The sequence below is a fragment of the Mesorhizobium sp. 131-2-1 genome (assembly GCF_016756535.1).
In the GTDB taxonomy this organism is placed as follows: domain Bacteria; phylum Pseudomonadota; class Alphaproteobacteria; order Rhizobiales; family Rhizobiaceae; genus Mesorhizobium.
In genome coordinates, this window is record NZ_AP023247.1 from 47,638 (window position 1) to 72,739 (window position 25,102).

Annotated in this window: 21 protein-coding genes and 1 other RNA gene; 9 read left to right on the forward strand and 13 right to left on the reverse strand. The window is 64.7% G+C overall.

All coding sequences use genetic code 11. The annotated features are described in order from the left end of the window. Positions 1 to 207: 207 nt before the first annotated feature. Genes JG743_RS00235 through JG743_RS00245 form a run of 3 tightly spaced genes read left to right on the forward strand, consistent with a single transcriptional unit; the run spans position 208 to position 5,521 of the window. The gene (locus tag JG743_RS00235) at positions 208 to 1,347 is read left to right on the forward strand and encodes an efflux RND transporter periplasmic adaptor subunit (RefSeq protein WP_202296859.1); all 1,140 of its coding nucleotides are present in this window, start codon (positions 208 to 210) and stop codon (positions 1,345 to 1,347) included. After that, positions 1,344 to 2,429 carry an efflux RND transporter periplasmic adaptor subunit gene (locus tag JG743_RS00240; RefSeq protein WP_202296861.1) on the forward strand — a complete coding sequence of 362 codons (1,086 nt, stop codon included), beginning with the start codon at positions 1,344 to 1,346 and terminating at the stop codon, positions 2,427 to 2,429. The genes JG743_RS00235 and JG743_RS00240 overlap by 4 nt, the downstream gene beginning before the upstream one ends. Continuing rightward, complete coding sequence (locus JG743_RS00245; RefSeq protein ID WP_202296863.1) at positions 2,426 to 5,521, forward strand: efflux RND transporter permease subunit; 3,096 nt, start codon at positions 2,426 to 2,428, stop codon at positions 5,519 to 5,521. Before JG743_RS00240 ends, JG743_RS00245 begins: the two co-directional genes overlap by 4 nt. Before the next feature lie 208 nt (positions 5,522 to 5,729). On the opposite strand, the gene JG743_RS00250 is transcribed toward JG743_RS00245, so the two are convergent. The 11 genes from JG743_RS00250 to ffs all read right to left on the reverse strand — a co-directional run bounded on the left by JG743_RS00250 (position 5,730) and on the right by ffs (position 16,835). Further along, the gene (locus tag JG743_RS00250; protein WP_202296865.1) at positions 5,730 to 6,476 is read right to left on the reverse strand and encodes an ABC transporter ATP-binding protein; all 747 of its coding nucleotides are present in this window, start codon (positions 6,474 to 6,476) and stop codon (positions 5,730 to 5,732) included. Further along, on the reverse strand, positions 6,473 to 7,327 hold the full coding sequence (locus tag JG743_RS00255) for an ABC transporter ATP-binding protein (RefSeq protein ID WP_202296866.1): 855 nt from the start codon (positions 7,325 to 7,327) through the stop codon (positions 6,473 to 6,475). Before JG743_RS00255 ends, JG743_RS00250 begins: the two co-directional genes overlap by 4 nt. A gap of 10 nt (positions 7,328 to 7,337) precedes the next feature. Then, entirely contained in the window at positions 7,338 to 8,258 is a 921-nt protein-coding gene (gene nikC, locus JG743_RS00260; protein WP_202296868.1) for a nickel transporter permease, read from the reverse strand. Then, on the reverse strand, positions 8,255 to 9,322 hold the full coding sequence (locus JG743_RS00265) for an ABC transporter permease (protein ID WP_202296870.1): 1,068 nt from the start codon (positions 9,320 to 9,322) through the stop codon (positions 8,255 to 8,257). Before JG743_RS00265 ends, nikC begins: the two co-directional genes overlap by 4 nt. Positions 9,323 to 9,340: 18 nt before the next feature. Then, a complete protein-coding gene (locus JG743_RS00270) occupies positions 9,341 to 10,978 on the reverse strand; it encodes an ABC transporter substrate-binding protein (RefSeq protein WP_202296872.1) in 1,638 nt (545 codons plus the stop codon). Positions 10,979 to 11,237: 259 nt separating this feature from the next. Beyond that, positions 11,238 to 12,476 (reverse strand): lytic murein transglycosylase, encoded by a 1,239-nt coding sequence (locus tag JG743_RS00275; RefSeq protein WP_202296874.1) that lies wholly within the window; start codon positions 12,474 to 12,476, stop codon positions 11,238 to 11,240. 25 nt (positions 12,477 to 12,501) lie between these two features. Continuing rightward, complete coding sequence (gene recR / locus JG743_RS00280; protein ID WP_202296876.1) at positions 12,502 to 13,107, reverse strand: recombination mediator RecR; 606 nt, start codon at positions 13,105 to 13,107, stop codon at positions 12,502 to 12,504. 195 nt (positions 13,108 to 13,302) lie between these two features. Next, on the reverse strand, positions 13,303 to 14,253 hold the full coding sequence (locus JG743_RS00285; protein WP_202296878.1) for a cell wall hydrolase: 951 nt from the start codon (positions 14,251 to 14,253) through the stop codon (positions 13,303 to 13,305). 217 nt (positions 14,254 to 14,470) lie between these two features. Further along, positions 14,471 to 14,794, reverse strand: a complete 324-nt coding sequence (locus JG743_RS00290; protein ID WP_126056700.1) for a YbaB/EbfC family nucleoid-associated protein — start codon at positions 14,792 to 14,794, stop codon at positions 14,471 to 14,473. A 21-nt stretch (positions 14,795 to 14,815) separates the two neighbouring features. Further along, positions 14,816 to 16,633 (reverse strand): DNA polymerase III subunit gamma/tau, encoded by a 1,818-nt coding sequence (locus JG743_RS00295; protein ID WP_202296880.1) that lies wholly within the window; start codon positions 16,631 to 16,633, stop codon positions 14,816 to 14,818. Positions 16,634 to 16,738: 105 nt separating this feature from the next. Beyond that, positions 16,739 to 16,835: signal recognition particle sRNA small type (gene ffs, locus JG743_RS00300), an RNA gene on the reverse strand. A gap of 200 nt (positions 16,836 to 17,035) precedes the next feature. Here ffs and JG743_RS00305 point away from each other — a divergent pair. Genes JG743_RS00305 through JG743_RS00315 form a run of 3 tightly spaced genes read left to right on the forward strand, consistent with a single transcriptional unit; the run spans position 17,036 to position 18,744 of the window. Continuing rightward, positions 17,036 to 17,455 carry an HIT domain-containing protein gene (locus tag JG743_RS00305; RefSeq protein ID WP_202296882.1) on the forward strand — a complete coding sequence of 140 codons (420 nt, stop codon included), beginning with the start codon at positions 17,036 to 17,038 and terminating at the stop codon, positions 17,453 to 17,455. A 37-nt stretch (positions 17,456 to 17,492) separates the two neighbouring features. Further along, positions 17,493 to 18,434 carry an NAD(+) diphosphatase gene (nudC, locus tag JG743_RS00310; protein ID WP_202296884.1) on the forward strand — a complete coding sequence of 314 codons (942 nt, stop codon included), beginning with the start codon at positions 17,493 to 17,495 and terminating at the stop codon, positions 18,432 to 18,434. 10 nt (positions 18,435 to 18,444) lie between these two features. Further along, on the forward strand, positions 18,445 to 18,744 hold the full coding sequence (locus JG743_RS00315; RefSeq protein WP_202296886.1) for a Dabb family protein: 300 nt from the start codon (positions 18,445 to 18,447) through the stop codon (positions 18,742 to 18,744). Positions 18,745 to 18,746: 2 nt separating this feature from the next. Here JG743_RS00315 and JG743_RS00320 read toward each other — a convergent pair whose 3' ends face one another. Beyond that, entirely contained in the window at positions 18,747 to 19,610 is an 864-nt protein-coding gene (locus JG743_RS00320) for a prephenate dehydratase (protein WP_202296888.1), read from the reverse strand. Between the two features lie 10 nt (positions 19,611 to 19,620). After that, a complete protein-coding gene (locus tag JG743_RS00325) occupies positions 19,621 to 20,349 on the reverse strand; it encodes a 3-deoxy-manno-octulosonate cytidylyltransferase (RefSeq protein WP_202296898.1) in 729 nt (242 codons plus the stop codon). Between the two features lie 192 nt (positions 20,350 to 20,541). Between JG743_RS00325 and JG743_RS00330 the strand changes: the two genes are divergently transcribed. From JG743_RS00330 to JG743_RS00340, 3 genes are all read left to right on the forward strand, one after another. Then, entirely contained in the window at positions 20,542 to 21,168 is a 627-nt protein-coding gene (locus JG743_RS00330; RefSeq protein ID WP_202296900.1) for a c-type cytochrome, read from the forward strand. A 150-nt stretch (positions 21,169 to 21,318) separates the two neighbouring features. Beyond that, positions 21,319 to 23,196: an extracellular solute-binding protein gene (locus tag JG743_RS00335; protein ID WP_202296902.1), complete on the forward strand. Its 1,878-nt coding sequence runs from the start codon at positions 21,319 to 21,321 to the stop codon at positions 23,194 to 23,196. A gap of 17 nt (positions 23,197 to 23,213) precedes the next feature. Next, the gene (locus tag JG743_RS00340; RefSeq protein WP_202296904.1) at positions 23,214 to 25,079 is read left to right on the forward strand and encodes an extracellular solute-binding protein; all 1,866 of its coding nucleotides are present in this window, start codon (positions 23,214 to 23,216) and stop codon (positions 25,077 to 25,079) included. Positions 25,080 to 25,102: the final 23 nt, after the last annotated feature.

The following is a 25,102-nucleotide window of genomic DNA, read 5'->3' on the forward strand; positions in this document are numbered from 1 at the left end:
GTTTGATGCCGTTGAAGTCCGTTCTGGCCCTATTTCAGCTTTTCCTCAAGCCCACACCAGTGCTGGTCGATTGGGCCTGCCGTTGCCGCAATTTAAACCAGTCCGCCCATACGCGTACGAGAGAGGTTTCCTTTTTGCGGGGATCGACTATCCTCGCAATGCTGGCGGTATCCGCCGCAGGGAGCGGCCCGCACGGTTGAGGGAACCATGAGCAGGAACGCGACATCGCCCGCCCCGCTGCTTCCGGTCAAGCCATTCATTCCGTTGTCTTTTCCGACTTCCGTAATCCTCGCCTGCGCTTTGGCGGCGCTGTCGCTCGCTGGCTGCCAGAAGCAGGAGGCGGCGGCCAAGAAACTGCCGATTATTGTGCGCACCGAGACGGTGGCGATCGCCGACTACGCACCGCGGACCTCGCTCACCGGCGTGATCGCGGCGCGCACGCTGAACAATCTGTCGTTTCGGGTCGGCGGCCGTGTCGCCGAGCGGCTTGTCGACGTCGGCCAGCATGTCGACAAGGACGCGGTTCTTGCCCGCATCGATCCGCAGGAGCAGGAGTCCGACCTGCGCTCGGCGCAGGCCGACCTCGATGCCGCGCAGGCGCAGTTGACGCAGGCCGCCGCCGCCTTCGAGCGGCAAAAGACGCTGCTTGCCCAAGGCTACACCACAAGGCGCGACTACGACACGGCCGACCAGACGCTGAAGGTGGCGCAAGGCAGCCTCGATGCCGCGCAAAGCGCGCTCGCAAATGCCAAGGAGAACCTCTCCTTCACCGAGCTCAGGGCCGGGGCCGCCGGCGTCATCACCGCCCGCCAGGTCGAGGCCGGGCAAGTGGTGCAGGCGGCGCAGACTGTCTTCACCGTCGCCGAGGACGGCGATCGCGACGCAGTGTTCAACGTGCAGGAAACGCTGGTGGCGCGGACGCCGGATGCGCCGACGGTGACGATCACACTGCTATCCGATCCACAGGTCAGGGCGACCGGCAAGGTGCGCGAGATCTCGCCGGCGGTCGATCCGGCGTCGGGTTCGATCCGGGTCAAGGTCGCCATTCCCGACACGCCCGCCGCTATGCCGCTGGGCGCGGCCGTGATCGGCTCGGCCAGCGCCAAACCGGTCAAGGCGATCCTCTTGCCATGGCAGGCGCTGACCTCGATCGACGGCAAGCCGGCGGTCTGGGTCGTCGACCCATCGGCCAAGGCGGCGGCGACGACGCCGGTCGAGGTGCTGGCCTTCGATTCCGGCGTGGTCATCATCGGCAAGGGGCTGGAAGCGGGCCAGAGCGTCGTCACCAATGGCGGCCAGCTGCTCAGTCCCGGACAGGCGATCGAGATCGCGGGGGCAGGCCAATGAACCGGCTGCCGCGCGCACTGCTCTTGCCCGCACTGCTATCGCTTGCGCCGCTTGCCGGCTGCTCGCAATCGGAAGAGAAGCCGCCGGAGATCACCCGCCCGGTGCTGTCGATGGTGATCGAGCCTCGCGCCATGCAGACCTTCGGCTTCGCCGGTTCGATCGAGCCGCAAGTCAGCGCCGACCTTGCCTTCCGCCTGCTCGGCCGCGTCGTCGCCCGCGACGTCAAGGTCGGCGACATCGTCAGCAAGGGAACGACGATCGCCGCACTCGACCCGACGGCGCTGGAACTTGCGGTGCAGGCGGCCAAGGCCGAGCTTTCCAATGCCGAGGCGCAGTTCGCCAACGCTGCCGCCAGCGAGGAGCGCCAGCGCCAGCTGCTGGCCGCCGCCAACACCTCCCAGGCCGTCTTCGATGCCGCCCAGCAGGCGCGGAAGGCGGCCGAGGCCGGCGTCGAGCGGGCCAAGGCATCGCTTGCCAAGTCGCAGGAGCAGCTCGGCTATGCGCGGCTGTTCTCCGATTTCGACGGTGTCGTCACCGCAGTCGGCGCCGAGGTCGGCCAGACGGTGTCGCCGGGCCAGACGGTGGTCACCGTGGCGCGCTCGGACCTGCGCGAGGCGGTGGTCGACATCCCCGACCAGTTGACCGGCGACCTCGCCGCCGGCACGCCGTTCCAGGTCATCCTGCAGTCGCTGCCGACCATCCAGACCGAGGCCAAGCTGCGCGAGATCGCGCCGCAGGCCGAGGGCTCGACCCGCACCCGCCGGGTCCGCTTAACGCTCACCGATCCGCCGATAGCCTTCCGGCTCGGCTCGACGGTGACGGCGACGCGCATGACCAAGATCACGCCGACGATCGAACTGCCGCTGTCTGCGCTGCTTGAAAAGGACGGTGCCGACAGAGTTTGGATCGTCGATCCGCAAACATCGAGCGTTAGCTCGAAAGAGGTCAAGGTGTCCGCTAAGGGCGCCGACACCTTCACCGTCGCCGAAGGGCTGGAGGCCGGCATGCGCGTCGTCACCGCCGGCGTCCACAGCCTCGCCGAGGGCCAGAAGGTAAAGATACCGGAAGGAGGAGCCATATGAAGGGCTTCAACCTCTCGGACTGGGCGCTCAACCATCGCTCGCTGGTGTGGTACTTCATGCTGGTCTTCGTCGTGGCCGGCGTGTTTTCCTATCTCAACCTCGGCCGCGAGGAAGACCCCGCCTTCACCATCAAGACCATGCTGATCCAGGCCAATTGGCCCGGCGCCTCCGTCAACGAGACGGTGACGCAAGTGACGGATCGCATCGAGAAGAAGCTCGAGGAGCTCGACAGCCTCGACTACACCAAATCCGTCACCACCGCCGGCAAGACCGTCATCTTCGTCAACCTGAAAGACACCACCAAGGCGCGCGATGTCGTGCCGAACTGGATTCAGGTGCGCAACATGGTCAACGATATCTGGTCGCAGTTCCCGCAAGGGGTGCAGGGACCGTTCTTCAACGACCGCTTCGGCGACGTTTTCGGCAACATCTATGCCTTCACCGCCGACGGGCTGACGCCGCGCCAGCTGCGCGACTATGTCGAGGATGTCCGCACCAAGATCCTGACCGTGCCGAACGCCGGCAAGGTCGATCTGGTCGGCGCCCAGGATGAGGCGATCTACCTCGAATTCTCGACCCGCCAGATCGCGGCGCTCGGCCTCAACCAGCAGGCGATCGTGGCTAGCCTGCAGGCGCAGAACGCCATCACGCCGTCCGGCGTCATCCAGTCTGGGCCGGAGCGCATCAGCGTGCGCGTCAGCGGCCAGTTCACCTCGGAAGAGAGCCTGCGCGCCATCAACCTGCGCGTTGGCGACCGTTTCTTCCGGCTGAGCGACGTGGCGACGATCAGGCGCGGCTATGTCGATCCACCGACGTCGCTGTTCCGCTTCAACGGGCAGGACGCCATCGCGCTGGCCATCGGCATGAAGCCCAACGCCAATCTGCTGCAGTTCGGCGAAGCCTTGCACGAGGAGATGAACAAGGTGCTGGCCGACCTGCCGGTCGGCGTCGGCGTGCATCTGGTCGCCGACCAGCCTGTCATCGTCGAGGAAGCGGTGTCGGGCTTCACCCGCGCTTTGTTCGAGGCGGTGGCCATCGTGCTTGCCGTGTCCTTCATCAGCCTCGGCATGCGCGCCGGTTTCGTCGTGGCGCTGTCGATCCCGCTGGTGCTCGCCATCACCTTCACCGTCATGGCCTATCTCGGCATCTCGCTGCAGCGCATTTCGCTGGGCGCGCTGATCATCGCGCTCGGCCTTCTGGTCGACGACGCGATGATCGCGGTCGAGATGATGGTGGCGCGGCTGGAGGTCGGCGACAACCTCCGCAAGGCGGCGACCTATGTCTACACTTCGACCGCCTTCCCGATGCTGACCGGCACGCTGGTAACGGTCGCCGGCTTCATCCCGATCGGCCTCAACAACAGCGCCGCCGGCGAATACACCTTCACGCTGTTCGTCGTCATCGCCGTATCGCTCCTGGTGTCATGGATCGTCGCGGTGCTTTTCGCGCCGCTGCTCGGCGTCACCATCCTGCCAGCGACGATGAAGGCCAAGCATCACGACCAACCCGGGCGCTTCACGTCGCTGTTCCGCAGCGTGCTCGTCTTTTCGGTGCGCCGGCATTGGCTGACCATCATCGCGACGGTGCTTCTGTTTGCGGCCTCCATTGCCGGCTTCGGCCTCGTCCAACAGCAGTTCTTCCCGCCGTCCGACCGGCCGGAGCTGGTCGTCGACTGGAACCTGCCGCAGAATTCGTCGATCACCGAGACGCGCGACCAGATGGAGCGCTTCGAGCAGCGCGCGCTGGTCGGCAATCCCGACATCGACCATTTCAGCTCCTATATCGGCCAGGGCGCGGTGCGCTTCCTGCTTGCCTATGACGTGCAGCCGGGCAATCCCTATTTCGGCCAGACGGTCATCGTCACCAAGAGCATAGAAGCGCGCAACCGGGTCAAGCCGGCGCTGGAAAAGCTGCTGCGCGAGGAGTTCATCGGCACCGATGCCTTCGTCAAGCCGCTCGAGCTCGGGCCGCCGGTCGGACGCCCGGTGCAGTACCGCGTCGGCGGTCCAGACATCCAGACGGTGCGGGACATGGCGCAGGAGTTTGCCGGCATGATTTCGGCCAACCCGCAGCTGGCGGCGCCCACTTTCGACTGGAACGAGCCGCAGCGCGTGCTGAGGGTCGACGTGCTGCAGGACAAGGCGCGGCAGCTCGGCATCACCTCATCCGACATCGCCAGCGCGCTGAACAGCACGGTCGGCGGCACCACGATCACCCAGCTGCGCGACGCCACCTATCTGATCAATGTCGTGGCCCGATCGCGCGAGGCCGAGCGCGGCTCGATCGGCACGCTGCAGAACTTGCAATTGCCGACCGGCACCGGCGAGGCGATCCCGCTCGCGGCGGTGGCGAACTTCCGCTACGAGCTCGAACAGCCGACGGTGTGGCGCCGTGACCGGATACCCACCATCACCGTGCGCGCCGGTCTGGTCGGCGACGTACTGCCGGCCACTGTCGTCAACGAATTGAAGCCGTCGGTCGACGCCTTCATCGCCAAGCTGCCGCCGGGCTATTCGGTCGCAACCGCGGGCTCGGTCGAGGAAAGCGCCAAAAGCCAGGGGCCGATCGCGGCAGTCGTGCCGTTGATGCTGTTCATCATGGCGACCATCCTGATGGTGCAGCTGCAAAGCTTCCAGCGCCTGTTCCTGGTGGTGGCGGTAGCGCCGCTCGGCCTGATCGGCGTGGTGGCGGCGCTGGTGCCCAGCGGCGCGCCGCTCGGCTTCGTCGCCATCCTCGGCGTCTTGGCGCTGATCGGCATCCTGATCCGCAACTCGGTCATCCTGATCGTGCAGATCGAGGACCTCGTCGCCGAGGGCAAGGACCGGTGGGCGGCGGTCATCGAGGCGACCGAGCACCGCATGCGGCCGATCGCACTGACGGCGGCGGCCGCCAGCCTGGCGCTGATCCCGATCGCGCGTGAAGTGTTCTGGGGGCCGATGGCCTACGCCATGATGGGCGGCATCATCGCCGGCACCGCGATCACGCTGCTGTTCCTGCCGGCGCTTTACGTGGCGTGGTTCCGGATCAAGGAGCCGAAGCGGGGGCAGGACAGCGTGCAAACAGAAACGGTGTCGGAAGGCGGGGCGGCCTAACCGGCAAAGTTCGATCGCCGAGTTCCCGCCCACCCCTCTCTGGCCTGCCGGCCATCTCCCCCGCAAGGGGGGAGATCAGATGTCTCCATCGCTTTCGCCAATCACCAAAGGTGCAGGAGGAGAGCGGCCGACGAAGCTGCCAGTCTCCCCCTTGCGGGGGAGATGTCCGGCAGGACAAAGGGGGTGCGAAGGATCGCGACTTCCCGAATTACGCCCTCACAAACCCCTCGCTGGCCCTGAGCAGGTTGCGCGTATAATCCTCGGCCACGCGATGCCCGATCAACTGGCTCGCCGTCAGCGTCTCGACCGCCTCGCCGTTCTGCATCACCATCAGCCGCTCGCACATATGGGTGATGATGGCGAGGTCGTGGCTGACCATCAGGAAGGTCAGCTTGCGCCGCCGCCGCACTTCTTCCAGCAGGTTGAGCACCTCCGCCTGCACCGAGGCATCGAGCGCCGAGGTCGGCTCGTCGAGCAGCAGGATCGAGGGTTCGAGGATAAGCGCGCGGGCGATGGCGACACGCTGGCGCTGGCCGCCGGAGAGCTGGTGCGCATAACGGAAGCGGAAGCCGTTGCCGAGGCCTACCTCGTCCAGCGCGCGCTCGATGCGCTTCTCGCCGTCGGCAAAGCCGTGGATGGCGAGCGGCTCCTGCAGTAGCCGGTCGACGGTCTGGCGCGGGTGCAGCGAGCCGTAGGGATCCTGGAAGACCATCTGCACCTCGCGGTAGAAGGCCTTGTCGCGGCTCTTGCCCAAGGTCTTGCCGTTGACGGTGATGGTGCCCGAAGCAACGGGCGCCAGGCCGGTGATTGCCTTGAGCAGCGTCGATTTGCCGGAGCCGCTTTCGCCGACCAGCCCGTAGGACTCGCCCTCCCTGACCTCGAGGCTGACGCCTTTCAGCGCGCGGAAGCGGTCGAAGATCACCTCCAGCCCTTCGATGGCAATGGCCGCATTCATGCCGCCCACTCCGGCTTGCGGTCGAGCACCGGCAGCGGGTGGCGTTCGAACCCTATCCTCGGCATGCAGTTGAGCAGGCCGCGCGTATAGGGGTGCTGGGCGTCGCGCAATTCCGACGCCTTGAGCTGCTCGACCACCTTGCCGGCATACATGACGATCACCCGGTCGCAGAAGGAGGACACCAGGCGCAGATCGTGCGAGATGAAGATCAGCCCCATGCCGCGCTCGGCGACCAGCCTGTCGAGAATGTTCAGCACATCGAGCTGCACCGTGACGTCGAGCGCCGAGGTCGGCTCGTCGGCGATCATCAGCTCCGGGCCGGCGATCAGCATCATGGCAATCATGGCACGCTGGCCCATACCGCCCGAAACCTCGTGCGGATGCAGGTCGAAGACGCGGGCCGGGTCGCGGATCTGCACCGCTTCCAGCATCGCAAGGGCACGGTCGCGTGCCTCGGCCTTTGAGACCCTCTCATGCGTGCGCAGCGTCTCGACGATCTGGCGGCCGATGCTCATCACCGGATCGAGCGAATATTTCGGATCCTGCAGGATCATGGCGATGCGGTTTCCCCGCAACGCCCGGCGCTGGCGCGCCGGTATGGAGAGCAGGTCGATACCGTCGAAGGCGAGCTTGTTCGCCGAGACCTCGGCTTGCGGCGGGGTGACGCCCATGATGGCGCGGCCGGTCTGCGACTTGCCGGAGCCGCTCTCGCCGACAATGCCTAGCCGCTCGCGGCCGAGCGAGAAGGTGACGCCGCGCACCGCTTTGACCAGGCCGGTGCGGGTCGGAAAGGTGACGCGCAGATCGTCGACCTCAAGAAGCAGGCCCTTGTCGCTCTTATTGCCGCTCATTGGTCGCCGCTCACTGGTCGCCGCTCCTTGGATCGAGTGCGTCACGCAGGCCATCGCCGAGCAGGTTGAAGCCGAGGCTGACGATGAGGATGGCGAAGCCCGGCGCACCCGCCACCCACCACTGGTCGAGGATGAAGCGTCGGCCGGACGCGATCATGGTGCCCCATTCGGGCAGCGGCGGCTGCGCGCCGAGGCCGAGGAAGCCGAGGCCGGCGGCGGTGAGGATGATGCCTGCCATGTCGAGCGTCACACGGATGATCAGCGAGGAGATGCAGAGCGGCATGATGTGGCGCAGCACGATGCGGAAGGGCGAGGCGCCCATCAGTTGCACCGCCTTGATGTAATCGGAATTGCGCACGGTAAGCGTTTCGGCACGGGCGATGCGGGCGTAAGGCGGCCAGGAGGTGATGGCTATCGCCAGCACCGCGTTCTCGATGCCGGGGCCAAGTGCCGCGACGAACGCCAGCGCCAGCACCAGCTTCGGAAAGGCGAGGAAGATGTCGGTGATGCGCATCAGGACGGCATCGATCCAGCCGCCGGCATAGCCGGCGACGGTGCCGACCAGGAGACCGATCGGCGCAGCAATGACGGCAACGAGGATGACGACATAGAGCGTCCAGCGCGAGCCATAGACGATGCGGGAATAGATGTCGCGGCCGAGATCGTCGGTGCCGAACCAGTGCGCCGCACTCGGCGCCAGCAGGCGCGCGTTCTTCAGGTCGCCGACGGTCGGCGAATAGGGCGCCAGCACATCGGCAAGGGCCGCGACCGCCAACAGCCCGATGATGATCAGCAGGCCGAGAAACGCCAGCCGGTTAGCGGAGAAGCGCCGCCACGCGACATAGCCACGGCCTAGCCTCGCCTGCATGCGCGAGGCCGGCCGATCGCTGAGCAGCCAGTCGCGCCGGCTCTGGATGGTCTCGGCGCTCATGCGGCCTTGGTCCTCGGATCGAGCACGCGGTAGAGCAGGTCGGAGAGAAGGTTGATGCCTATAAAGACGGAGCCGATGATGATGGTGCCGCCGAGAACGGCGTTCATGTCGGCGTTCTGCAGCGAATTGGTGATGTAGAGCCCGATGCCCGGCCAGGAGAACACCGTCTCGGTCAGCACCGAGCCTTCGAGCAGGCTGGCATAGGACAGCGCGATGACAGTGACCATCGGCACGGCGGCATTGCGAAGCGCATGCGCCCAGATGATGCGGGTTTCCGACAGGCCCTTGGCGCGCGCCGCCACGATATACTCCTGTGCCAGTTCGTTCAGCATGAAGGAGCGGGTCATGCGGCTGATATAGGCGAGCGAGAAATAGCCGAGCAGCGAGGCCGGCAGGATGATGTGGCGGTAGGCGTCGTAGAAGACATCCCACTGGCCCTGCATCGCCGCATCGAGCAGGTAGAAGCCGGTGATCGGCGTGAAGGTGTATTCGTAGACGACATCGAGCCGCGCCGGGAAGGCGACCCATTGCAGCTTGGCGTAGAACAGGACGAGCCCGAGCAGTCCCAGCCAGAAGATCGGCACGGAATAGCCGATCAGGCCGATGATGCGCACGATCTGGTCGATGAGGCTGCCGCGCCTGACGGCGGCCAGGACGCCGAGCGGCACGCCGATGACGGCGCCGATCAGCGTGCCCAATGTGGCGAGCTCAATGGTCGCCGGGAAGGCACGGCGGATGTCGGTCATGACCGGATTGGTGGTCAGCACCGAGGTGCCGAAATCGCCATGGAGGGCATTCTTGACGTAGATGTAGAACTGCTCGATCAGCGGCAGGTCGAGGCCCATCTCGCGGCGCGTGCGCTCGACGACATTGGCAGGCGCCCGGTCGCCGAGCACGGCCAGCACCGGATCGATCGGAATGACGCGGCCAATAAAGAAGGTCACCGCGAGAAGACCGAGATAGGTCGTCACCGCGATGACCAGGAAGCGGCCGATCGACGATAGAACAGCGGCGGAGCGGGCGCTGCCGCGCCCGGCCGCCGCCTGATTCTCAATTGTGCTCACGCGGCGCGTCCGCCGGAACTATTCCTTGGAGACCGCCCCGACGAAGTTGGTGTCGAAGCTCGGGCCAAGCGCGAAGCCCTTGAGGTTCTTGCGCAGCCCCGCCACTTCCAATTGCTGGTGGATGACGACGAAGGGGCTGGTGTCGAGGATCTTCTTCTGCAGATCCTTGTACATGTCGGCGCGCTTGCCCGAATCCTTCTCCAGCAGCGCCGCCTCGGTCTCCTTGGTCAGGTCCGGAATGTCCCAGGCATTGCGCCAGGCCAGCGTCTTGATCTTGGCGGAATCGGAATTGTCGGGGTTCGAGGCGAAGGTCTGGGCGTTGGAGTTCGGGTCGAAATAGTCCTGGCCCCAGTTGCCGATATAGATGTCGTGGTTGCGGGCGCGGTATTTGGTCAGCGTCTGCTTGCCGTCGCCCGGAATGATCTCCAGCTTGATGCCGGCCTGGCCGAGCGTCTGCTGGATCGATTCTGCCATGCCGGTGGTCGGCTGGCCGGTGCGCACATCCATGGTCACGCTGAAGCCATCCGCCAGGCCGGCCTTGGCCAGCAGTTCCTTGGCCTTGGCGACGTCGAGCTTGAACGGATTGTCGTCGATGGCGCCGAGATCGCCCTTGGGCAGGAAGGACTGGTGGATCTCGCCTATGCCCTTGAGGATGGTCGAGCTCAGGGCGTCATAGTCGACCAGATATTTGAAGGCCTGGCGAACCTCGGGCTTGGCGAGGTTCGCGTTCTTCTGGTTGAGGCTGATGTAATAGACCGTGCCCTTGGGCGCGCTGGTCGTGGTGAGATCGGCGTTCTTGGCGATGGCGTCGAGGTCGTTCGGCTCGAGGTTGCGGGCGACGTCGATGTCGCCGGCCTCCAGCGCCAGGCGCTGCGCGGAGCTTTCCTTCATGTTGCGGTAGATGACGCGGGCGAGCTTGGCCTTCTCGCCGTTGTAATTGTCGTTGCGCTCCAGCACGACGGCCTCGTTGGCACGCCATTCACGCAGCTTGAACTGGCCGGATCCGGCATAGCCGGTCTTCAGCCAGGCATTGCCGAAATCATTGTCCCACTTGTAGTCGGCGCTCGGCGTGACCGCCGCGACATGTTCCTTGACCAGCTTGGCGTCGACAACCGAGGCGACGGTGGCAGACAGGCAGTTCAAGACGAAGCTCGGCGCATAGGCCTTGTCGACGACGAACTGGAAGGTGGTGTCGTCGACGGCCTTGGCCTTTTCGGCGACATTGTCGCCGCTGATGCCGAACTGGTTGATGATGAAGGCCGGGCTCTTGTCCAGCTTGATGGCGCGCTCGAAGGAATAGGCGACATCTGCCGCGGTGATCGGATTGCCCGAGGCGAATTTCATGCCGGGCTTGAGCTTGAAGGTGTAGGTCAGGCCGTCGTCCGAAACGCTCCAGCTCTCGGCGAGGTCGCCCTTGACCTTGGAGGTGTCGCTGAGGTCGAGGCGGACCAGGAGATCATAGGTGTTGCCGGTGACCTCGGCTGTCGACAGCTCGAACGCCTCGCCCGGGTCCATGGAGATGATGTCGTCGATGGCGAAGCCCTCGACCAGCGTATCGGCAGGCGTTACGGCGAAGGCCGGCGCGACGAGCAGCGCGGACAGCGCCGCGCCCGCAAGCAAGGCACGAGAGCGAAGAGCAAACTTTTCCAGCATCATGGTGATCGTTCCCTGTTTTGTTGTTTGTTGACCTGAGTTCCCGGCTCAGGATTGCAGAAATTCCATCGGGTCGCGCGCGTGTCCCCGGCCACTTACCGTCGTGGTTTTTGTCCAATTGGTCAACACCATATCCGGCGGCCCGCATGCCGGCAACGCGCATTTGCCAGACAACGTATTGGACCAGAACGAGCCATGGCGAGTCGACCGATGCGCCGGCTAATCGACGCCGCCAATCGGGAAAATTTTGCTGTTCTTTTAGCTACTTCAGCACACCAACCAGGGCGGCGTCGGGGAAGCAGGTGGCGGCGCGGCCGCTCTTTTCCTGCCAGTTGCCGATCGAGCGGCGCGTCTTGAAACCCGGCAGGCCGTCGGCGCTGCCGACGTCGTAGCCCTTGGCCTCCAGCGCCCGCTGCAGGGCGGCTATGTCGGAGCGGTGGAGATCGCCGACAGGACCCCAGCTTGCAGTAAAGGTGGTGTCACCCTTGGCGATGCGGTCGGCGGCATGGCCGATGAACAGCGCGTAGAGGTCGCTGGTGTTGTACTCTTTCAGCACATAGAAATTGGGCGTGACGATGAAGGCCGGACCGCTGCGGCCGGCCGGCATCAGCAGGAAGCCCTCGGCCTTGAGCTCACTCGCCTGGAACGCTTTGTTGTCGGCGCGCCTGATGCCCATTGCCACCCAGTCGGCAATCGTCTTGCCCTGGTCGGGCCCTTCGAGCGAGCAGGAAACATTGGCCGGCGCGATCACCTCGGTCCCCCAGCCGCGACCCCTCACCCAGCCATAATGGACGAGATAATTGGCGATCGAGGCGAGCACGTCGGGGGTCGAGTTCCAGATGTCGGGCCGGCCGTCGCCGTCGAAATCGACGGCGTGCTTGAGGAAGGATGTCGGCATGAATTGCGGCTGGCCGAGCGCGCCGGCCCAGGACGACTTCATCGCATTGACCGGCGCCAGTCCGCGCTCGACGATCTCCAATGCCGCCAGCACCTCGGTGCGGAAGAAATCCTTTTTTGTCGACATGAAGGCCTTGGTGCCCAGCACCTCGAAGGCATCATAGGGCATCTTGGCCGCGCCGAAGCCGGTTTCGCGGCCCCAGATCGCCAGCACAATCTCGCCCGGCACGCCGTAGCGCTTCTCGATCAAACCCAGCACCCTTGCGTTGGCGCTGTCGCGCGTCCGTCCGCCAGAAGTGACGGCGCGAACCGTCTTCTCGGCGAAATAGGCGCCGGGCGGCCCGAACTCGGCCTGGTGCTGCTTCTCAGGCGTCGTCGGCTTCTCGCCGGGCATGACAAGGTCCGGCAGTTTCAGGTTCGGCTTCACGCCGATGAAGGCCTCGTCGAAGGTTTTCTTCGAGATGCCCTTGGCCTCGGCTTCCGGCCAGAGATCGTTCTGCAACCAGGTGCGGAACTGGTCATCGATCTGCGCGGCCGAGGCGGGGATGGCGAAGAGGAAAATGGCCAAGGCCGCGAAGAGGGGGGCGCGAAGGAATGCCGACATTTCCAAGCTTCCCTCCCCAATCCGCTCAAAACGCCGTCCGCGAGCGCAGCGCGGCGGCCAGCGTGCCTTCGTCGAGATAGTCGAGCTCGCCGCCGACCGGAACGCCATGCGCCAGCCTTGTCACCTTGACCTCGAAGCCGGAAAGCTGGTCGGTGAGGTAATGCGCCGTGGTCTGGCCCTCGACCGTGGCGTTGACGGCGAGGATCACTTCCTTGACCTCGCCGCCGGCGACGCGGTCGACCAGCGAGCGGATGTTGAGCTGCTCGGGGCCGATGCCGTCAAGCGGCGACAGCGTGCCGCCGAGCACATGGTAGCGCACATTCATCGCCGCCGCCCGCTCCAGCGCCCAGAGATCGGAGACATCCTCGACGACGATCAGCGTGCCGGCGTCGCGGCGCGGGTCGGTGCAGATCATGCAGGGATCGGAGGTGTCGACATTGCCGCAGGTCGAGCAGATGCGCACCTTGTCGACCGCCTCGCCCATGGCGGCGGCGAGCGGCTGCAGCAGCTGCTCCTTCTTCTTGATGAGATGAAGCGCGGCGCGCCTGGCCGAACGGGGCCCCAACCCCGGCACCTTGGCCAGGAGCTGGATCAGGCGTTCGATCTCTGGACCGGCGATTCGTTTCGACATCGCACTGATCTAGAGCAATTCCTGGAAAAGTGCGAAGCGGTTTTCCGTCCGGAATTGGAAGACGAAAAGCTGGAGCAGTTCGCCGTTTCCGTGAAACGGTCAACTGATCCAGGATTTTTCCGCGCGCTTTGGGACATGCGGCGTCCAGGCATGATCCGCCATGCTGACAGGGCGGACCATCGATTGCGGGTCAACTCAGTAGGCTTCGAGCGGCCGGCTCTGGCTGACGATCATCGCGCCGATTGCATCGGTGTTCTCGGGCGTCGACTGGAAACCCATCGCCGCTTCCTGCGGCGCGCTCGGCACCGAGGTGATGGTGCGGCTGTTCAGGGCGCCGCCGAAACGCGAGGCATCCGGCTCCGCCATCGGCTCCTGCATCGCCACCACCACCGGCTTCGCCGTAACACGGCCAGCCTTTGACGCAGGCGCCACCGCAGCCGTGACATATGTCTCTTGCTCGGGGGCCGCGGTCGTATCGGCCTGCTTGGCGGGGTCCGGATGGACAATCGTCTTGACCACCGGCTCGGCGGACGCCACGAGCACGGGAGCGGCGGGCGCCGCCTGTCGCGGCGTGGCCGAGGCAACGGCGACCATTGGCTCGTCCGGCAGCGGCTGCCAGTTGCGGCCGCGCTTCTCGTAGAAGGCATTGCCGCCGGCGACCATCGTGTAGTGCATGTTCTTGTAGGGGAAGCGCAGGCCCGCGGTGTGGAAGTACATCGTGTTCTTGAGCTTGGCCTTGCGCTCGCCCTTGAGCACGGCGTCGGCGGCCTCTTCGACGTCGGGCATCGCCTTCGAATTCATCGGCCGGGTCATCACGCCCGGAGCGAACTGGCCTTGCTCGCCGACGACCTCGCAGATCGTGCCGCCGTGCTGGCCCGAGCGCAGCCGGTTCATGACGACGGTGCCGACGGCGATCATGCCGTCGCGACTCGAGCGGTTGGACTCGAAGAACATCGCGCGTTCAAGACATTCCCTGTCCTTCGGCGTGTGGCTGGCGCGTGTGCTGAGGAAGCTCGGCGTGATGGCGTCGGTCAGGCTCGCGACCGACATGCCGTGCGAAGAGGTGGTCTGACTGCATCCGGCAAGGAACAGGGGAGAGAAGACGATGCCGATGAGCAGCGGCGTTTTCCATCGCGTCGCGATCAACAAAATTGCCTCATTTCCAGATGCCAGCCCGCCCCGAGATGTGGCAAGAATGAGACTCTTAAAGGCAAAAAGATGGCTAAAGGATTAGCATTCGTGCAGCATAGGTAAAACTTTATGAATGGCTGGAAATGACTGCGTGAACATAGCCGGGGAAAGTCTTAACAACCGCCCCGGTGTCCGATTTTCATTCATAATCAATTAACTGGCGGCAGCCGGCTCAGAACGGCAATTTCATTCCGGGCGGGATCGGCAAGCCTGCCGTGAGCGCCTTGGTCTTTTCCTGCATGACCTGCTCGACCTTATTTTTGGCGTCATTGTGAGCGGCGAGAATAAGGTCCTCGAGGATCTCGGCCTCGTCCTCCTTGAACAGCGACGGATCGATCTTCAGCACCTTCATCTCGAACTTGCCGGTGAGTGTTACGCTGACCAGGCCGCCACCGGCCTGACCGGTGGCTTCGAGCGTGGCGATCTCATCCTGCATGGCCTGGAACTTGGCCTGCATTTCCTTCGCCTTGCCCATCAGGCCGAGAAGATCCTTCATCCCAATGTCCTCTTCAGTTCTTCAGATTTCGTCGTCATCCGCCGCCGGCTCGACCGGCAGGTCGGCCTCGGCCTCTTCCACTTCCGGCACGTCCGGAATGCGCACATCGATGATCTTGGCGCCTGGGAAGCGGGCGAGGATTGCGGCAACCGTCGGGTCGCTCTTGGCGTCGAGGAAGGCGTTCTCGCGCTTCGTCGTCTCCATCTCCGCCAGCGTCTGGCCGCCATCTTCCTTCGACAGCGACACCAGCCAGTTGCGGCCGGTCCAGGCGCGCAGCTTGGATGTCAGGTCGTTGAGCAGCATCTTCGGCGCGTCTTCGGTCAGGCTGACGTCGAGGCGGCCGGGCTCGACGCGCACCAGCCGCACGCAGCGCTTGATCAGCACCTTGAAAGCGATGTCGCGATTGGAATCGGCGAGGGCTGCAATGTCGGCCAGCGATTTGACGGGCACGGCGGGTGCTTCCACGACCGGCTCCGGTGCGGCAACGAAGGCCGCAGGCGCCGGCTCGGCCTCGACAAGCCGCATCGTCTGCGCGCTACCGCCGGCGGAGGGCATGCGCGCCTGCGCCACGGCACTTGCGCCGCCGCCATTGCCGGAGCTTGCCGGCGCTCCGTTGGCGCGTGGCGCGCCGTTCGGGACGGACGCGGCCCCCTCCAACGATTTCAGCGCCTCGTCCAGCGTCGGCAGGTCGGCGGCATGGGCCAACCGGATCAGCACCATCTCGGCGGCGCTTACCGGCCGGTTCGAGGACTGCACCTCGGGGATGCCCTTCAGCAGCATCTGCCATGTCCTGGACAGCACGCGCACCGACAGCGCCCTGGCGAAATCGCCGCCGCGCCGGCGCTCATCCTCCGACAGCGAGGCATCGTCGGCGGCCGTCGGCACGAAGCGCAGCCTGGTGACGAGGTGATTGAACTCGGCAAGGTCGGTGAGCACCGCGGCCGGATCAGCGCCGGTGTCGTACTGGGCGCGGAATTCGGCCAACGCCGCCGCGACGTCGCCTTTCATGACATATTCGAACAGGTCGACGATGCGGGCGCGGTCGGCGAGGCCGAGCATCGCGCGCACCGCCTCGGCGCTGACCGCGCCGCTGCCATGGGCGATCGCCTGGTCGAGGATGGAGAGCGAATCGCGCGCCGAGCCTTCCGCGGCACGGGCGATCATCGCCAGCGCGTCGTCATCGACCGAGATGCCTTCCTTGGCGGCGATCGCCGACAGATGCGCAACCAGGGCGCCGGCATCGATGCGCCTGAGATCAAAGCGCTGGCAGCGCGACAGGACCGTGATCGGCACCTTGCGGATCTCGGTGGTGGCGAAGATGAATTTGACGTGCGGCGGCGGCTCTTCCAGCGTCTTCAGCAGGCCGTTGAAGGCCTGGGTGGAGAGCATATGCACTTCGTCGATGATGTAGACCTTGTAGCGGGCCGAGACCGGCGCGTAGCGCACGCGCTCGATGATGTCCCGGATGTCGTCGATGCCGGTGTGCGAGGCGGCGTCCATCTCGATGACGTCGACATGACGGCCTTCCATGATCGCCTGGCAATGCTCGCCAGGGATGGAAAGGTCGACGGAGGGCTGATCGACGGTGGCGGTCTTGTAGTTCAGCGCCCGGGCCAGGATGCGGGCTGTGGTCGTCTTGCCGACACCGCGAACGCCGGTCAGCATCCAGGCCTGGGCGATGCGGCCGGAAGCGAAGGCGTTGGTCAGCGTGCGGACCATCGGCTCCTGGCCGATCAGTTCGGAGAAATTCGCAGGGCGGTATTTGCGTGCCAGAACGCGATAGGCGCCGGCCTTGCCTGTCACCAGGCTTTCCGTCCCCAAATTTCCGGCTTCGCTCATTCGCCGTCAAAGCTCCCAGGACCGCGACGGAAGGCGGCCGTTTCCTGCGCATAGTTTCGCCCGCACGGCTTGGCGCCGTCAATGTCGCGAGAGAAAGGCGAAGAGGTGGGAGGCTGGAACAATGACCCGTTCCGGGCTCGTTAGGGCTGCTTCCTTCCGGACCTGACCCGGTTGGCGAGTGGATCGTCCACCACCAACCTCCCGGCCTCCATATCGGCAATTCGGCGATGAAATGCAAGGGCGGAGCGGAAGCGGCGGCGCGGGTCGTTCGTAGCGCACTGGCGGCAGGGCCTTCAAATCCGCAATTCCGGCCAATGATTCGCTTGCAGCCCCTTTGCAGCCGCTCTAGCGTTCATCGGTCAAAAAAACGGTGCAAAGTCCAAAAAAGTGAGGGAAACGCCAATGCTGCCGGGCCTCAAGGCCGGATTCACGCTCGACGCCAGGCTGGAGGCGGACAGCGAGCAGCTGATGTGGCTCGGCCTGTGCGAACTCAGGCTGATGAACGACTGCCGCTGGCCATGGCTCATCCTGGTGCCACAGCGGCCGGGCGTGGAGGAAATCCATGACATGACGCCGCTCGATCAGGCGATGCTGACCTTCGAGACCAACATGGTTGCGCAGGCGCTGAAGAAGACGACCGGCTGCACCAAGATCAACACCGGCGCGCTCGGCAACATCGTGCGGCAGTTGCACGTCCACGTCATCGCGCGATCGGAAGGCGATCCGGCCTGGCCGGGGCCGGTCTGGGGACACGGCCTGCGCGAACCCTACAGCAGTTCGGAGATCCGCCGGTTTGCCGAAACGATCAAGGCGGCGCTATAAGCTGACCCCCGTGTCCATCCCAAAGCTCTGAGTCCACATGACCTTCCGCCTGTTTGACGCGCCCTTGCGGGAGCCCAGCCAGTTCGTCGGCTTCGCCGGCAACACGATCGACCGGCAGTCGGAGACTCGCGCCGACGATTCCGTCGAACAGGCGCTCGCCGATGCCTCGACGCGGCTCCTGCTGATGCATGGCGGCCGGCTCTACCTGAAGCTCGAGGACGGCGGCTTCGACCCCTGGTTCAGTGCGGCCGAAGGCCAGACCTTCGACGTCTCGCTCGACCGCGGCGTGCTGCTCGGCTTTTCCGAGGCCGGCCCGGTGCTGGCGGTGCCGGCGGGCGTCGAGCCGGAGCAGCTTCCGGAAACCATCAAGGCCATCGACTACCGCTCCGTCTACATGCAAGGCCTGATCGACGAGGCGGCGGCCGGCGCGCTGGCGCAAGGGGCCGCCCTTCTTGCCTGGCACGCCAGCCATGCCTTCTGCAGCAAATGCGGCAACCGCTCGGAAATGCGCGCCGGCGGCTACAGGCGGCACTGCCCGGCCTGCGGCACCGACCATTTCCCGCGCACCGACCCGGTGGCGATCATGCTGACGGTGACGGCGGACAAGTGCCTGCTCGGGCGCGGCCGGCATTTCGGGCCGGGCATGTATTCGGCGCTAGCCGGCTTCATCGAGCCTGGCGAGACGATCGAGGCCGCGGTGCGCCGCGAGACGCTAGAGGAAGCCGGCATCCGGCTCGGCCGCGTCGTCTATCACGCCAGCCAGCCCTGGCCGTTTCCCTATTCGCTGATGATCGGCTGCTTCGGCGAGCCGCTCAACGACGACATCCAGGCCGATCTCAACGAGTTGGAGGACTGCCGCTGGTTCTTGCGCGACGAGGTGCGCCTGATGCTGGACAGGACGCATCCCGGCAATCTGGTCACGCCGCCCAAGGGTGCGATCGCGCACCATCTCATCCGCGCCTGGGTCGACAGCGAATAGGAGCAGAAGAATGATCCGTCACACCGTCGTGTTCACGCTGAAGCATGCGCAGCATTCGCTGGAGGAGAAGCGCTTCCTCCATGACGCCAAGAAGATCCTGACCGGGATCAAGGGGGTGACGCATTTCGAGCAGTTGCGGCAGGTGAGCCCCAAGAACGACTACCGCTTCGGCTTCTCGATGGAGTTCGCCGACCAGGCTGCCTACACACGGTACAACGAGCACCCCGACCACGTCGCCTTCGTCCGCGATCGCTGGGTGCCGGAGGTCGAGGCGTTTCTCGAAATCGACTACGTGCCGCTCGGATTCTAGGGCTAGTCGGCCACCTTCCACTGCTCGCGCGACGCGCTTGCCGGATAGACGCCGAGGATGCGCATCTCACGCGAGAAGAAGCGCAGCTCGTCAAGCGCCAGCTTGACCAGCGGATCGTCGGGATGGCCCTCGATATCGGCGTAGAACAGCGTCGCGGTGAAGGCGCCGAGCTGGTAGCTCTCGAGCTTGGTCATGTTGATGCCGTTGGTGGCGAAGCCGCCCATCGCCTTGTAGAGAGCGGCCGGGACGTTGCGGACGCGGAAGATGAAGGTGGTCATCATCTTGGCCTCGGCGGAAGGCCGCTCGGCCCATTGCTTGTTCTTGGTCAGCACGACGAAGCGGGTGACGTTGCTGTCGGTGTCCTCGACGTTCTTCTCGATGATGTCGAGGCCGTAAAGCTCCGCGGCGAGCGCCGGCGCGAGCGCCGCCATGGTGCGGTCCTTGACCTCGGAGACCATCTTCGCCGAACCCGCCGTGTCGCCGGCGACGACCGGCTTCCAGCCGTTCTTGCGGATGTATTTGCGGCATTGGCCGAGCGCATGGATATGGCTGTGCACGGTCTTGATCTCTTCGCGCTTCACCCCCGGCAGCACCATCAGCTGGAAATGGATCGGCAGGAAATATTCGCCGACGATGTGCAGCCTCGACTCCGGCAGCAGATGATGGATGTCGGCGACGCGGCCGGCAATCGTGTTCTCGATCGGGATCATGGCGAGCTCGGCCTTGCCGGTCTCGACCGCGACGAAGGCATCCTCGAAAGTCGGGCACGGCAACGGTTCCATCGTCGGGAACATGTTGCGGCAAGCAGTGTCGGAATTGGCGCCCGGCTCGCCCTGGAAGGATATTCTGTTGGTCTTTTCAGGCATGCACAAAATCTCAGGTTGAAAGGATTTCCCTGGCGCGTTCCAGGTCGTCGGGCGTGTCGACGCCGAGCGGCACGGATTGCACGATCTCGGCATCGATGCGCATGCCGGCCTCCAGCGCCCGCAACTGCTCCAGCCGCTCGCGCCGTTCCAGCGGCGACGGCTTCAGAGCGACGAAGCGCTCCAGCGCAGCACGCCGATAGGCGTACAGGCCGATATGGTGATAGAGCGGCCCCTCGCCCCAGGGCGCGGTGGCGCGGGTGAAATAGAGCGCCTTGAGCCGCGTCGCGGAACGCGGCGAGCCGACGATCTTGACGACGTTCGGGTTGGTCTTCTCCTCGTCGCGGACGATCTCGACGCCGAGCGTGGCGATGTCGACCGATCTGTCCTCGAACGGCCTCAGCGCCGCGCCGATGACCTCTGGATCGATGGTCGGCAGGTCGCCCTGCACGTTGACGATGGTTTCGACCTTGCCGGCGGGGTCGAGGATGGTCAGCGCCTCGAAGATGCGGTCGGAGCCCGATTCATGGTCGGCGCGGGTCATTACCGCCTCGAAACCGTGCGAACGCACCGCTTCGGCCACCGCCTCGGTGTCCGTCGCCACGACAACCCGGCCAAGGGCGGCCTCGGCGGCGCGGCGGGCGACATGCACGATCATCGGCGCGCCGGCGATGTCGGCCAGCGGCTTGCCCGGCAGGCGGGTCGAGGCCATGCGGGCCGGGATCAGGATGAGCGTTGACATCGGTGCGATGGGGCGTTCGAAAGGAGGCTGGAGAAAGTGGCAAAAGGTCTCACTGGAAGCGCCCTTATAGGTGTTGCAACGCCGGAGCAAAAGACCTAGTTTCCGCCCGATTTGACTGGCCCCGCGGGGCCTTCGCGATACCGACGGACGGAGTGGACGGTTCGGTCCGCCGGAAAAGGGAGCAAGGGGCGTATGGATTCCAACGAAGTCAACAAGCTGCTCGCCGGTCTCCTTGGCACCGTCTTTGTCGTCTTCTCGGTCGGCATCGTCTCCGACTCGCTGTTTGCCTCGCCTGCCCCCGAAAAGCCCGGCTTCGCCATCGAGGCGGCTGAGCCCGCCGAAGGCGGCGGCGCCGCCCCTGCCGCGGAAGCCAAGCCGATCGCCGATCTGCTCGCCACCGCCAATGTCGAGGCGGGTGCTGCCGTGTTCAAGAAATGCCAGGCCTGCCATTCCGGCGAGAAGGGTGGCCCGAACAAGGTCGGCCCCGATCTGTGGGACATCGTCGACCGCCCCGTCGCCGAGCATGAGGGCTTCGCCTATTCGGCCGGCATGAAGGATTTTTCCAAGGGCGGCGCCGAGAAGTGGACCTATGACAACCTCAACCACTTCATCACTTCGCCGAAGAAGTTCGTGAAGGGCACGGCGATGGGCTTTGCCGGCCTGCCGAAGGACGAGGACCGCGCCAACGTCATCGCCTATCTGCGCACGCTGTCGGACAGCCCGAAGCCGCTGCCTGCGCCGGGTGCGTCGGCCGAAGCGAAGCCGGCCGAAGGTGCGGCACCCGCCAAGCCGGCCGAGGGCGCCGCGCCCGCCAAATAACCAATTTGTAATGCACAGATCACACAAAAGCCGGGTTCAGCCCGGCTTTTTTGTTGGGAAAGCGCATATGCGGCGATAAAGCCGTCCTGCTGCGGTTTTCACGGGCGTCAAATGATCTAGATTGCCCGAGGACGTGCACGAGGAGAACGCATGACGGTTGGCCGAACGCTTCTCAAATCCGTACTGGTCGCAGCCGCCCTTGCCGGCGGCCTGCAAGCGACCTTCGCGGATGAATGGCGCACCACCTCATCGCTGATCGGCCCCTCCAAATACGGCGACAATTTCCAGCACTACGACTACGTCAATCCGGACGCGCCCAAGGGCGGCGCCTACAATTCCGTCGTTCTCGGCACCTTCGACAGCTTCAACCCCTATATCGTGCAGGGTTCCCCGGCAGCGGGGCTCGTCGGGTTCGGCGGCGGGTTGCTCTACGACACATTGATGGAGCAATCCACCGACGAAGGCAGCACCAGCCATCCGCTGATCGCCGACGCCTACAAATTTCCGGCCGACTATTCCTCGGCGACCTACCGCCTGGACCCGAGGGCAAAATGGCACGACGGCCAGCCGATCACCGTCGACGACGTGATCTGGTCGTTCCAGGTGCTGAAGGCGAACAGCCCGCAATACAGCCGCTATTTCGAGAACGTCACCGACGCGGTCGCCATCTCGGACCGTGAGGTCGAGTTCCATTTCAGCCAGAAGGGCAACCGCGAGCTGCCGAAGATCATCGGCGACCTCGCCGTGCTGCCGAAGCACTGGTGGGAAGGCAGCGACGCCAATGGCAAGAAGCGGGACGTGACCAGACCGACGCTGGAGCCGCCGCTCGGGTCCGCCGCCTACAAGATCGCCAGCTTCAAGCCGGGGTCGGAGATCGTCTGGCAGCGCGTGCCGGACTATTGGGCCGCCAAGCTGCCGGTGAAGATCGGCCGCGAGAATTTCGACACGCAGCGTTTCACTTACATCCTGGACGACAACGCCGCCTGGCAGGCTTTCACCAAGGGCGGGCTGGACGACATCAAGCCGGAAAACAGCTCGAAGCGCTGGAAGACATTCTACAACTTCCCGGCGATCCAGGCCGGCGACGTGATCAAACAGGAATTCAAGACCACCTCGCCCGAGCCGATGCAGGCCTTCATGCTCAACCAGCGGCGGCCGCTGTTCCAGGATCGCCTTGCCCGCGCAGCGCTGACCTATCCGTTCGATTTCGAGACGATGAACCGAACGCTTTTTTACGGCTTCAACACCCGTACGCAGAGCTATTTCCAGGGTACCGAACTTGCTTCCAGCGGCCTGCCACAAGGCAAGGAGCTGGAAATCCTGGAAACGTACCGCGACAAGCTACCGCCCGAACTGTTCACCCAGGAATTCAAGCTGCCGGTCTACGACTCGCCTCAGGCGGAACGGAAGTACCTGAAGCAGGCTGTCGACCTGTTCGCGCAGGCCGGCTGGGTGATCAAGGGCGGCAAGATGGTCAATGCCAAGACCGGCGCGCCGTTCAAGTTCGAGATCCTGGGCTGGAACGACACTGACCAGGTGATCGCCAGCCCCTGGATCGCCAATCTGCGCAAGATCGGTGTCGATGCGACGCTGCGCATCATCGACCAGACCCAGTATGTCAATCGCGTCAACAATTTCGATTACGACGTCATCATCGGGCAGCTTGGGCAGTCGGAATCGCCCGGCAATGAACAACGCGACTTCTGGAGCTCGAAGGCCGCCGATACGCCGGGATCGCGCAACTATTCCGGCATCAAGAACCCGGTCGTCGATGCGCTGGTCGACCGCATCATCTTCGCCACCGATCGGGACGACCTGGTCGCCGCCACCCACGCGCTCGATCGGGTGCTGCTGTGGAACTACTATGTGGTGCCGCAATACTACCGGGCCGTGGTGTGGCTCGCCTATTGGAACAAGTTCGGCATCCCGGAAAAGCAGCCGAGCTATAGCGGCGCTGACCAGAGCTCCTGGTGGATCGATCCCGAGAAGGAAAAGGCGCTGGCCGCCAAATACAAGGGCAGCAACTGATGGGGCGGCAACCGACGATGGCGCTTTCCCGCCGCGACGTCCTGGCGCTCGGCGTCGCGGCTACCGCCAGCACATTGCTGCCCGGCCGCGCCTTTGCCGCCATTCCGACCGGCGTCAAGGTGCACGGCCTGTCGGCGTTCGGCGACTTGAAGTACAAACCGGATTTCGCGCATTTCGACTATGTCAACGTCGACGCTCCGCAAGGCGGGACCTTCAACTTCTCGCCGCCCAACTGGGGCTACAACCAGAACCCGCTTACCTTCAACACGCTGAACTCCTACACGCCAAAGGGCGATGCGCCGCCACGCATGGGGCTGTGCTTCGATTCGCTGATGGCCAGGGCGCTGGACGAGCCGGACGCCGTCTACGGACTCGTCGCCGTCGGCGTGACGATTTCCGACGATCGCAACAGCTTCACCTTTTCGCTCAGGCCCGAGGCACGCTTCCACGACGGAACGCCGCTGACCGCCGAGGACGCGGCCTTCTCCCTGAAGCTGTTCAAGGAGAAGGGCCATCCCGACCTGTCGCTTTCGCTCACGCATCTTGCGGATGCCGTCGCCGTCGACCCGCGCACGCTCAGGCTGAGCTTTTCCGGCAAGCAGTCCGCCCGCACGATCCTCAACATCGTTGAATTCCCGATCCTGTCGAAGGCCTTTTACACGGCCAACCCGTTCGATTCCTCGCAACTCAACCCACCGCTCGGATGCGGCGCCTACAAGGTCGGACGCTGGTCGGCCGGGGCCTGGATCGAATATGAGCGGGTGGCCGACTACTGGGGCAAAAGTCTTCCGGTCAATCTCGGCCAGAACAATTTCGAGCGCATCCGCATCGAGTTCTACCAGGACCGCACCGCCGGCTTCGAAGCCTTCAAGAAAGGCGAGATCCTCTATCGCGAGGAGTTCACCTCGCGCGTCTGGGCGACGGCTTACGATTTTCCGGCCTTCACCGCCGGAAAGGTGGTCAAGCACGAATTCCCGGCTGAGAGCTTGCCCTCGATGCAAGCAACCGCAGTCAACCAGCGGCGCGAACAGTTCCGCGACCCGCGCGTGCGGCAGGCGATCGGGCTCTGTTTCGACTTCGAATGGACGCGGCGAAACTTCTTTTACGGTTCCTATGAACGCTCACAATCCTGCTTCGAGAAGTCGGATTTTCGCGCGCAAGGCATGCCATCGCCGGAAGAACTTGCCCTGCTGGAACCGCTGCGTGACAAGCTGCCCCCGGGGGCCTTCGGCGAGGCGGTGACGCAGCCGGCCTCGGATGGTTCGGGGCGTGACCGCAAAATGCTGGGCAAGGCGGCGAAGCTGCTCGCCGAGGCCGGCTGGAAACGGTCCGGCGATTTCGTCGTCAACGACAAGGGCGGGCGGCTGTCGGCCGAGTTCCTGGTCGATGACGAAACCTTCGTCCAGGTCTATTCGCCCTGGATCGCCAACATGAAGGCGGTGGGCATCGACGCCACGATCAGGCTGGTCGATTCTGCGCAATACGAGCTCAGGCAGTCGACCTTCGATTTCGACCTGTTGTCGGCCGCCTTCTCCTTTTCGGCGACGCCGACCCGCGACGATGTCGAGATCTTCTTCCATTCGAGCACGGCAGCCGTCACCGGCTCGCGCAACCTGCCGGGCATAAAGAGCCCGGCCATTGACGCGCTGATCGATACGGTCGGCGCCGCCAAGGACCGCCAAAGCCTGACCGTCGCAATGCGGGCGCTCGATCGGGTCTTGCGCGCGCGGCGCGATTGGATTCCAAGTTGGTTCCTGGCGAATCACCGAAGCGCCTATTGGGACATGTTCGGCTTTCCGGAACAGAAACCCGATTTCGGCTTTCCGGTCGAGACGCTCTGGTGGGTCGACAAGGGCAAGGCGGCAAAGATTGGCAAAGCCTGAAATCTCCGTTCGCTCAGGACGGG

Excerpts from the sequence above, each read along its gene's own strand:
- nudC (WP_202296884.1), top strand. The coding sequence starts at position 17,493 with ATGACCTTCCGCCTGTTTGACGCGCCCTTGCGGGAGCCCAGCCAGTTC.
- JG743_RS00320 (WP_202296888.1), bottom strand. The coding sequence starts at position 19,610 with ATGCCTGAAAAGACCAACAGAATATCCTTCCAGGGCGAGCCGGGCGCC.
- JG743_RS00275 (WP_202296874.1), bottom strand. The coding sequence starts at position 12,476 with ATGTCGGCATTCCTTCGCGCCCCCCTCTTCGCGGCCTTGGCCATTTTC.
- nikC (WP_202296868.1), bottom strand. The coding sequence starts at position 8,258 with ATGAGCGCCGAGACCATCCAGAGCCGGCGCGACTGGCTGCTCAGCGAT.
- JG743_RS00295 (WP_202296880.1), bottom strand. The coding sequence starts at position 16,633 with ATGAGCGAAGCCGGAAATTTGGGGACGGAAAGCCTGGTGACAGGCAAG.
- JG743_RS00250 (WP_202296865.1), bottom strand. The coding sequence starts at position 6,476 with ATGAATGCGGCCATTGCCATCGAAGGGCTGGAGGTGATCTTCGACCGC.
- JG743_RS00330 (WP_202296900.1), top strand. The coding sequence starts at position 20,542 with ATGGATTCCAACGAAGTCAACAAGCTGCTCGCCGGTCTCCTTGGCACC.
- JG743_RS00305 (WP_202296882.1), top strand. The coding sequence starts at position 17,036 with ATGCTGCCGGGCCTCAAGGCCGGATTCACGCTCGACGCCAGGCTGGAG.
- recR (WP_202296876.1), bottom strand. The coding sequence starts at position 13,107 with ATGTCGAAACGAATCGCCGGTCCAGAGATCGAACGCCTGATCCAGCTC.
- JG743_RS00340 (WP_202296904.1), top strand. The coding sequence starts at position 23,214 with ATGGCGCTTTCCCGCCGCGACGTCCTGGCGCTCGGCGTCGCGGCTACC.
- JG743_RS00335 (WP_202296902.1), top strand. The coding sequence starts at position 21,319 with ATGACGGTTGGCCGAACGCTTCTCAAATCCGTACTGGTCGCAGCCGCC.
- JG743_RS00255 (WP_202296866.1), bottom strand. The coding sequence starts at position 7,327 with ATGAGCGGCAATAAGAGCGACAAGGGCCTGCTTCTTGAGGTCGACGAT.
- JG743_RS00290 (WP_126056700.1), bottom strand. The coding sequence starts at position 14,794 with ATGAAGGATCTTCTCGGCCTGATGGGCAAGGCGAAGGAAATGCAGGCC.
- JG743_RS00235 (WP_202296859.1), top strand. The coding sequence starts at position 208 with ATGAGCAGGAACGCGACATCGCCCGCCCCGCTGCTTCCGGTCAAGCCA.
- JG743_RS00315 (WP_202296886.1), top strand. The coding sequence starts at position 18,445 with ATGATCCGTCACACCGTCGTGTTCACGCTGAAGCATGCGCAGCATTCG.
- JG743_RS00245 (WP_202296863.1), top strand. The coding sequence starts at position 2,426 with ATGAAGGGCTTCAACCTCTCGGACTGGGCGCTCAACCATCGCTCGCTG.
- JG743_RS00325 (WP_202296898.1), bottom strand. The coding sequence starts at position 20,349 with ATGTCAACGCTCATCCTGATCCCGGCCCGCATGGCCTCGACCCGCCTG.
- JG743_RS00270 (WP_202296872.1), bottom strand. The coding sequence starts at position 10,978 with ATGATGCTGGAAAAGTTTGCTCTTCGCTCTCGTGCCTTGCTTGCGGGC.
- JG743_RS00240 (WP_202296861.1), top strand. The coding sequence starts at position 1,344 with ATGAACCGGCTGCCGCGCGCACTGCTCTTGCCCGCACTGCTATCGCTT.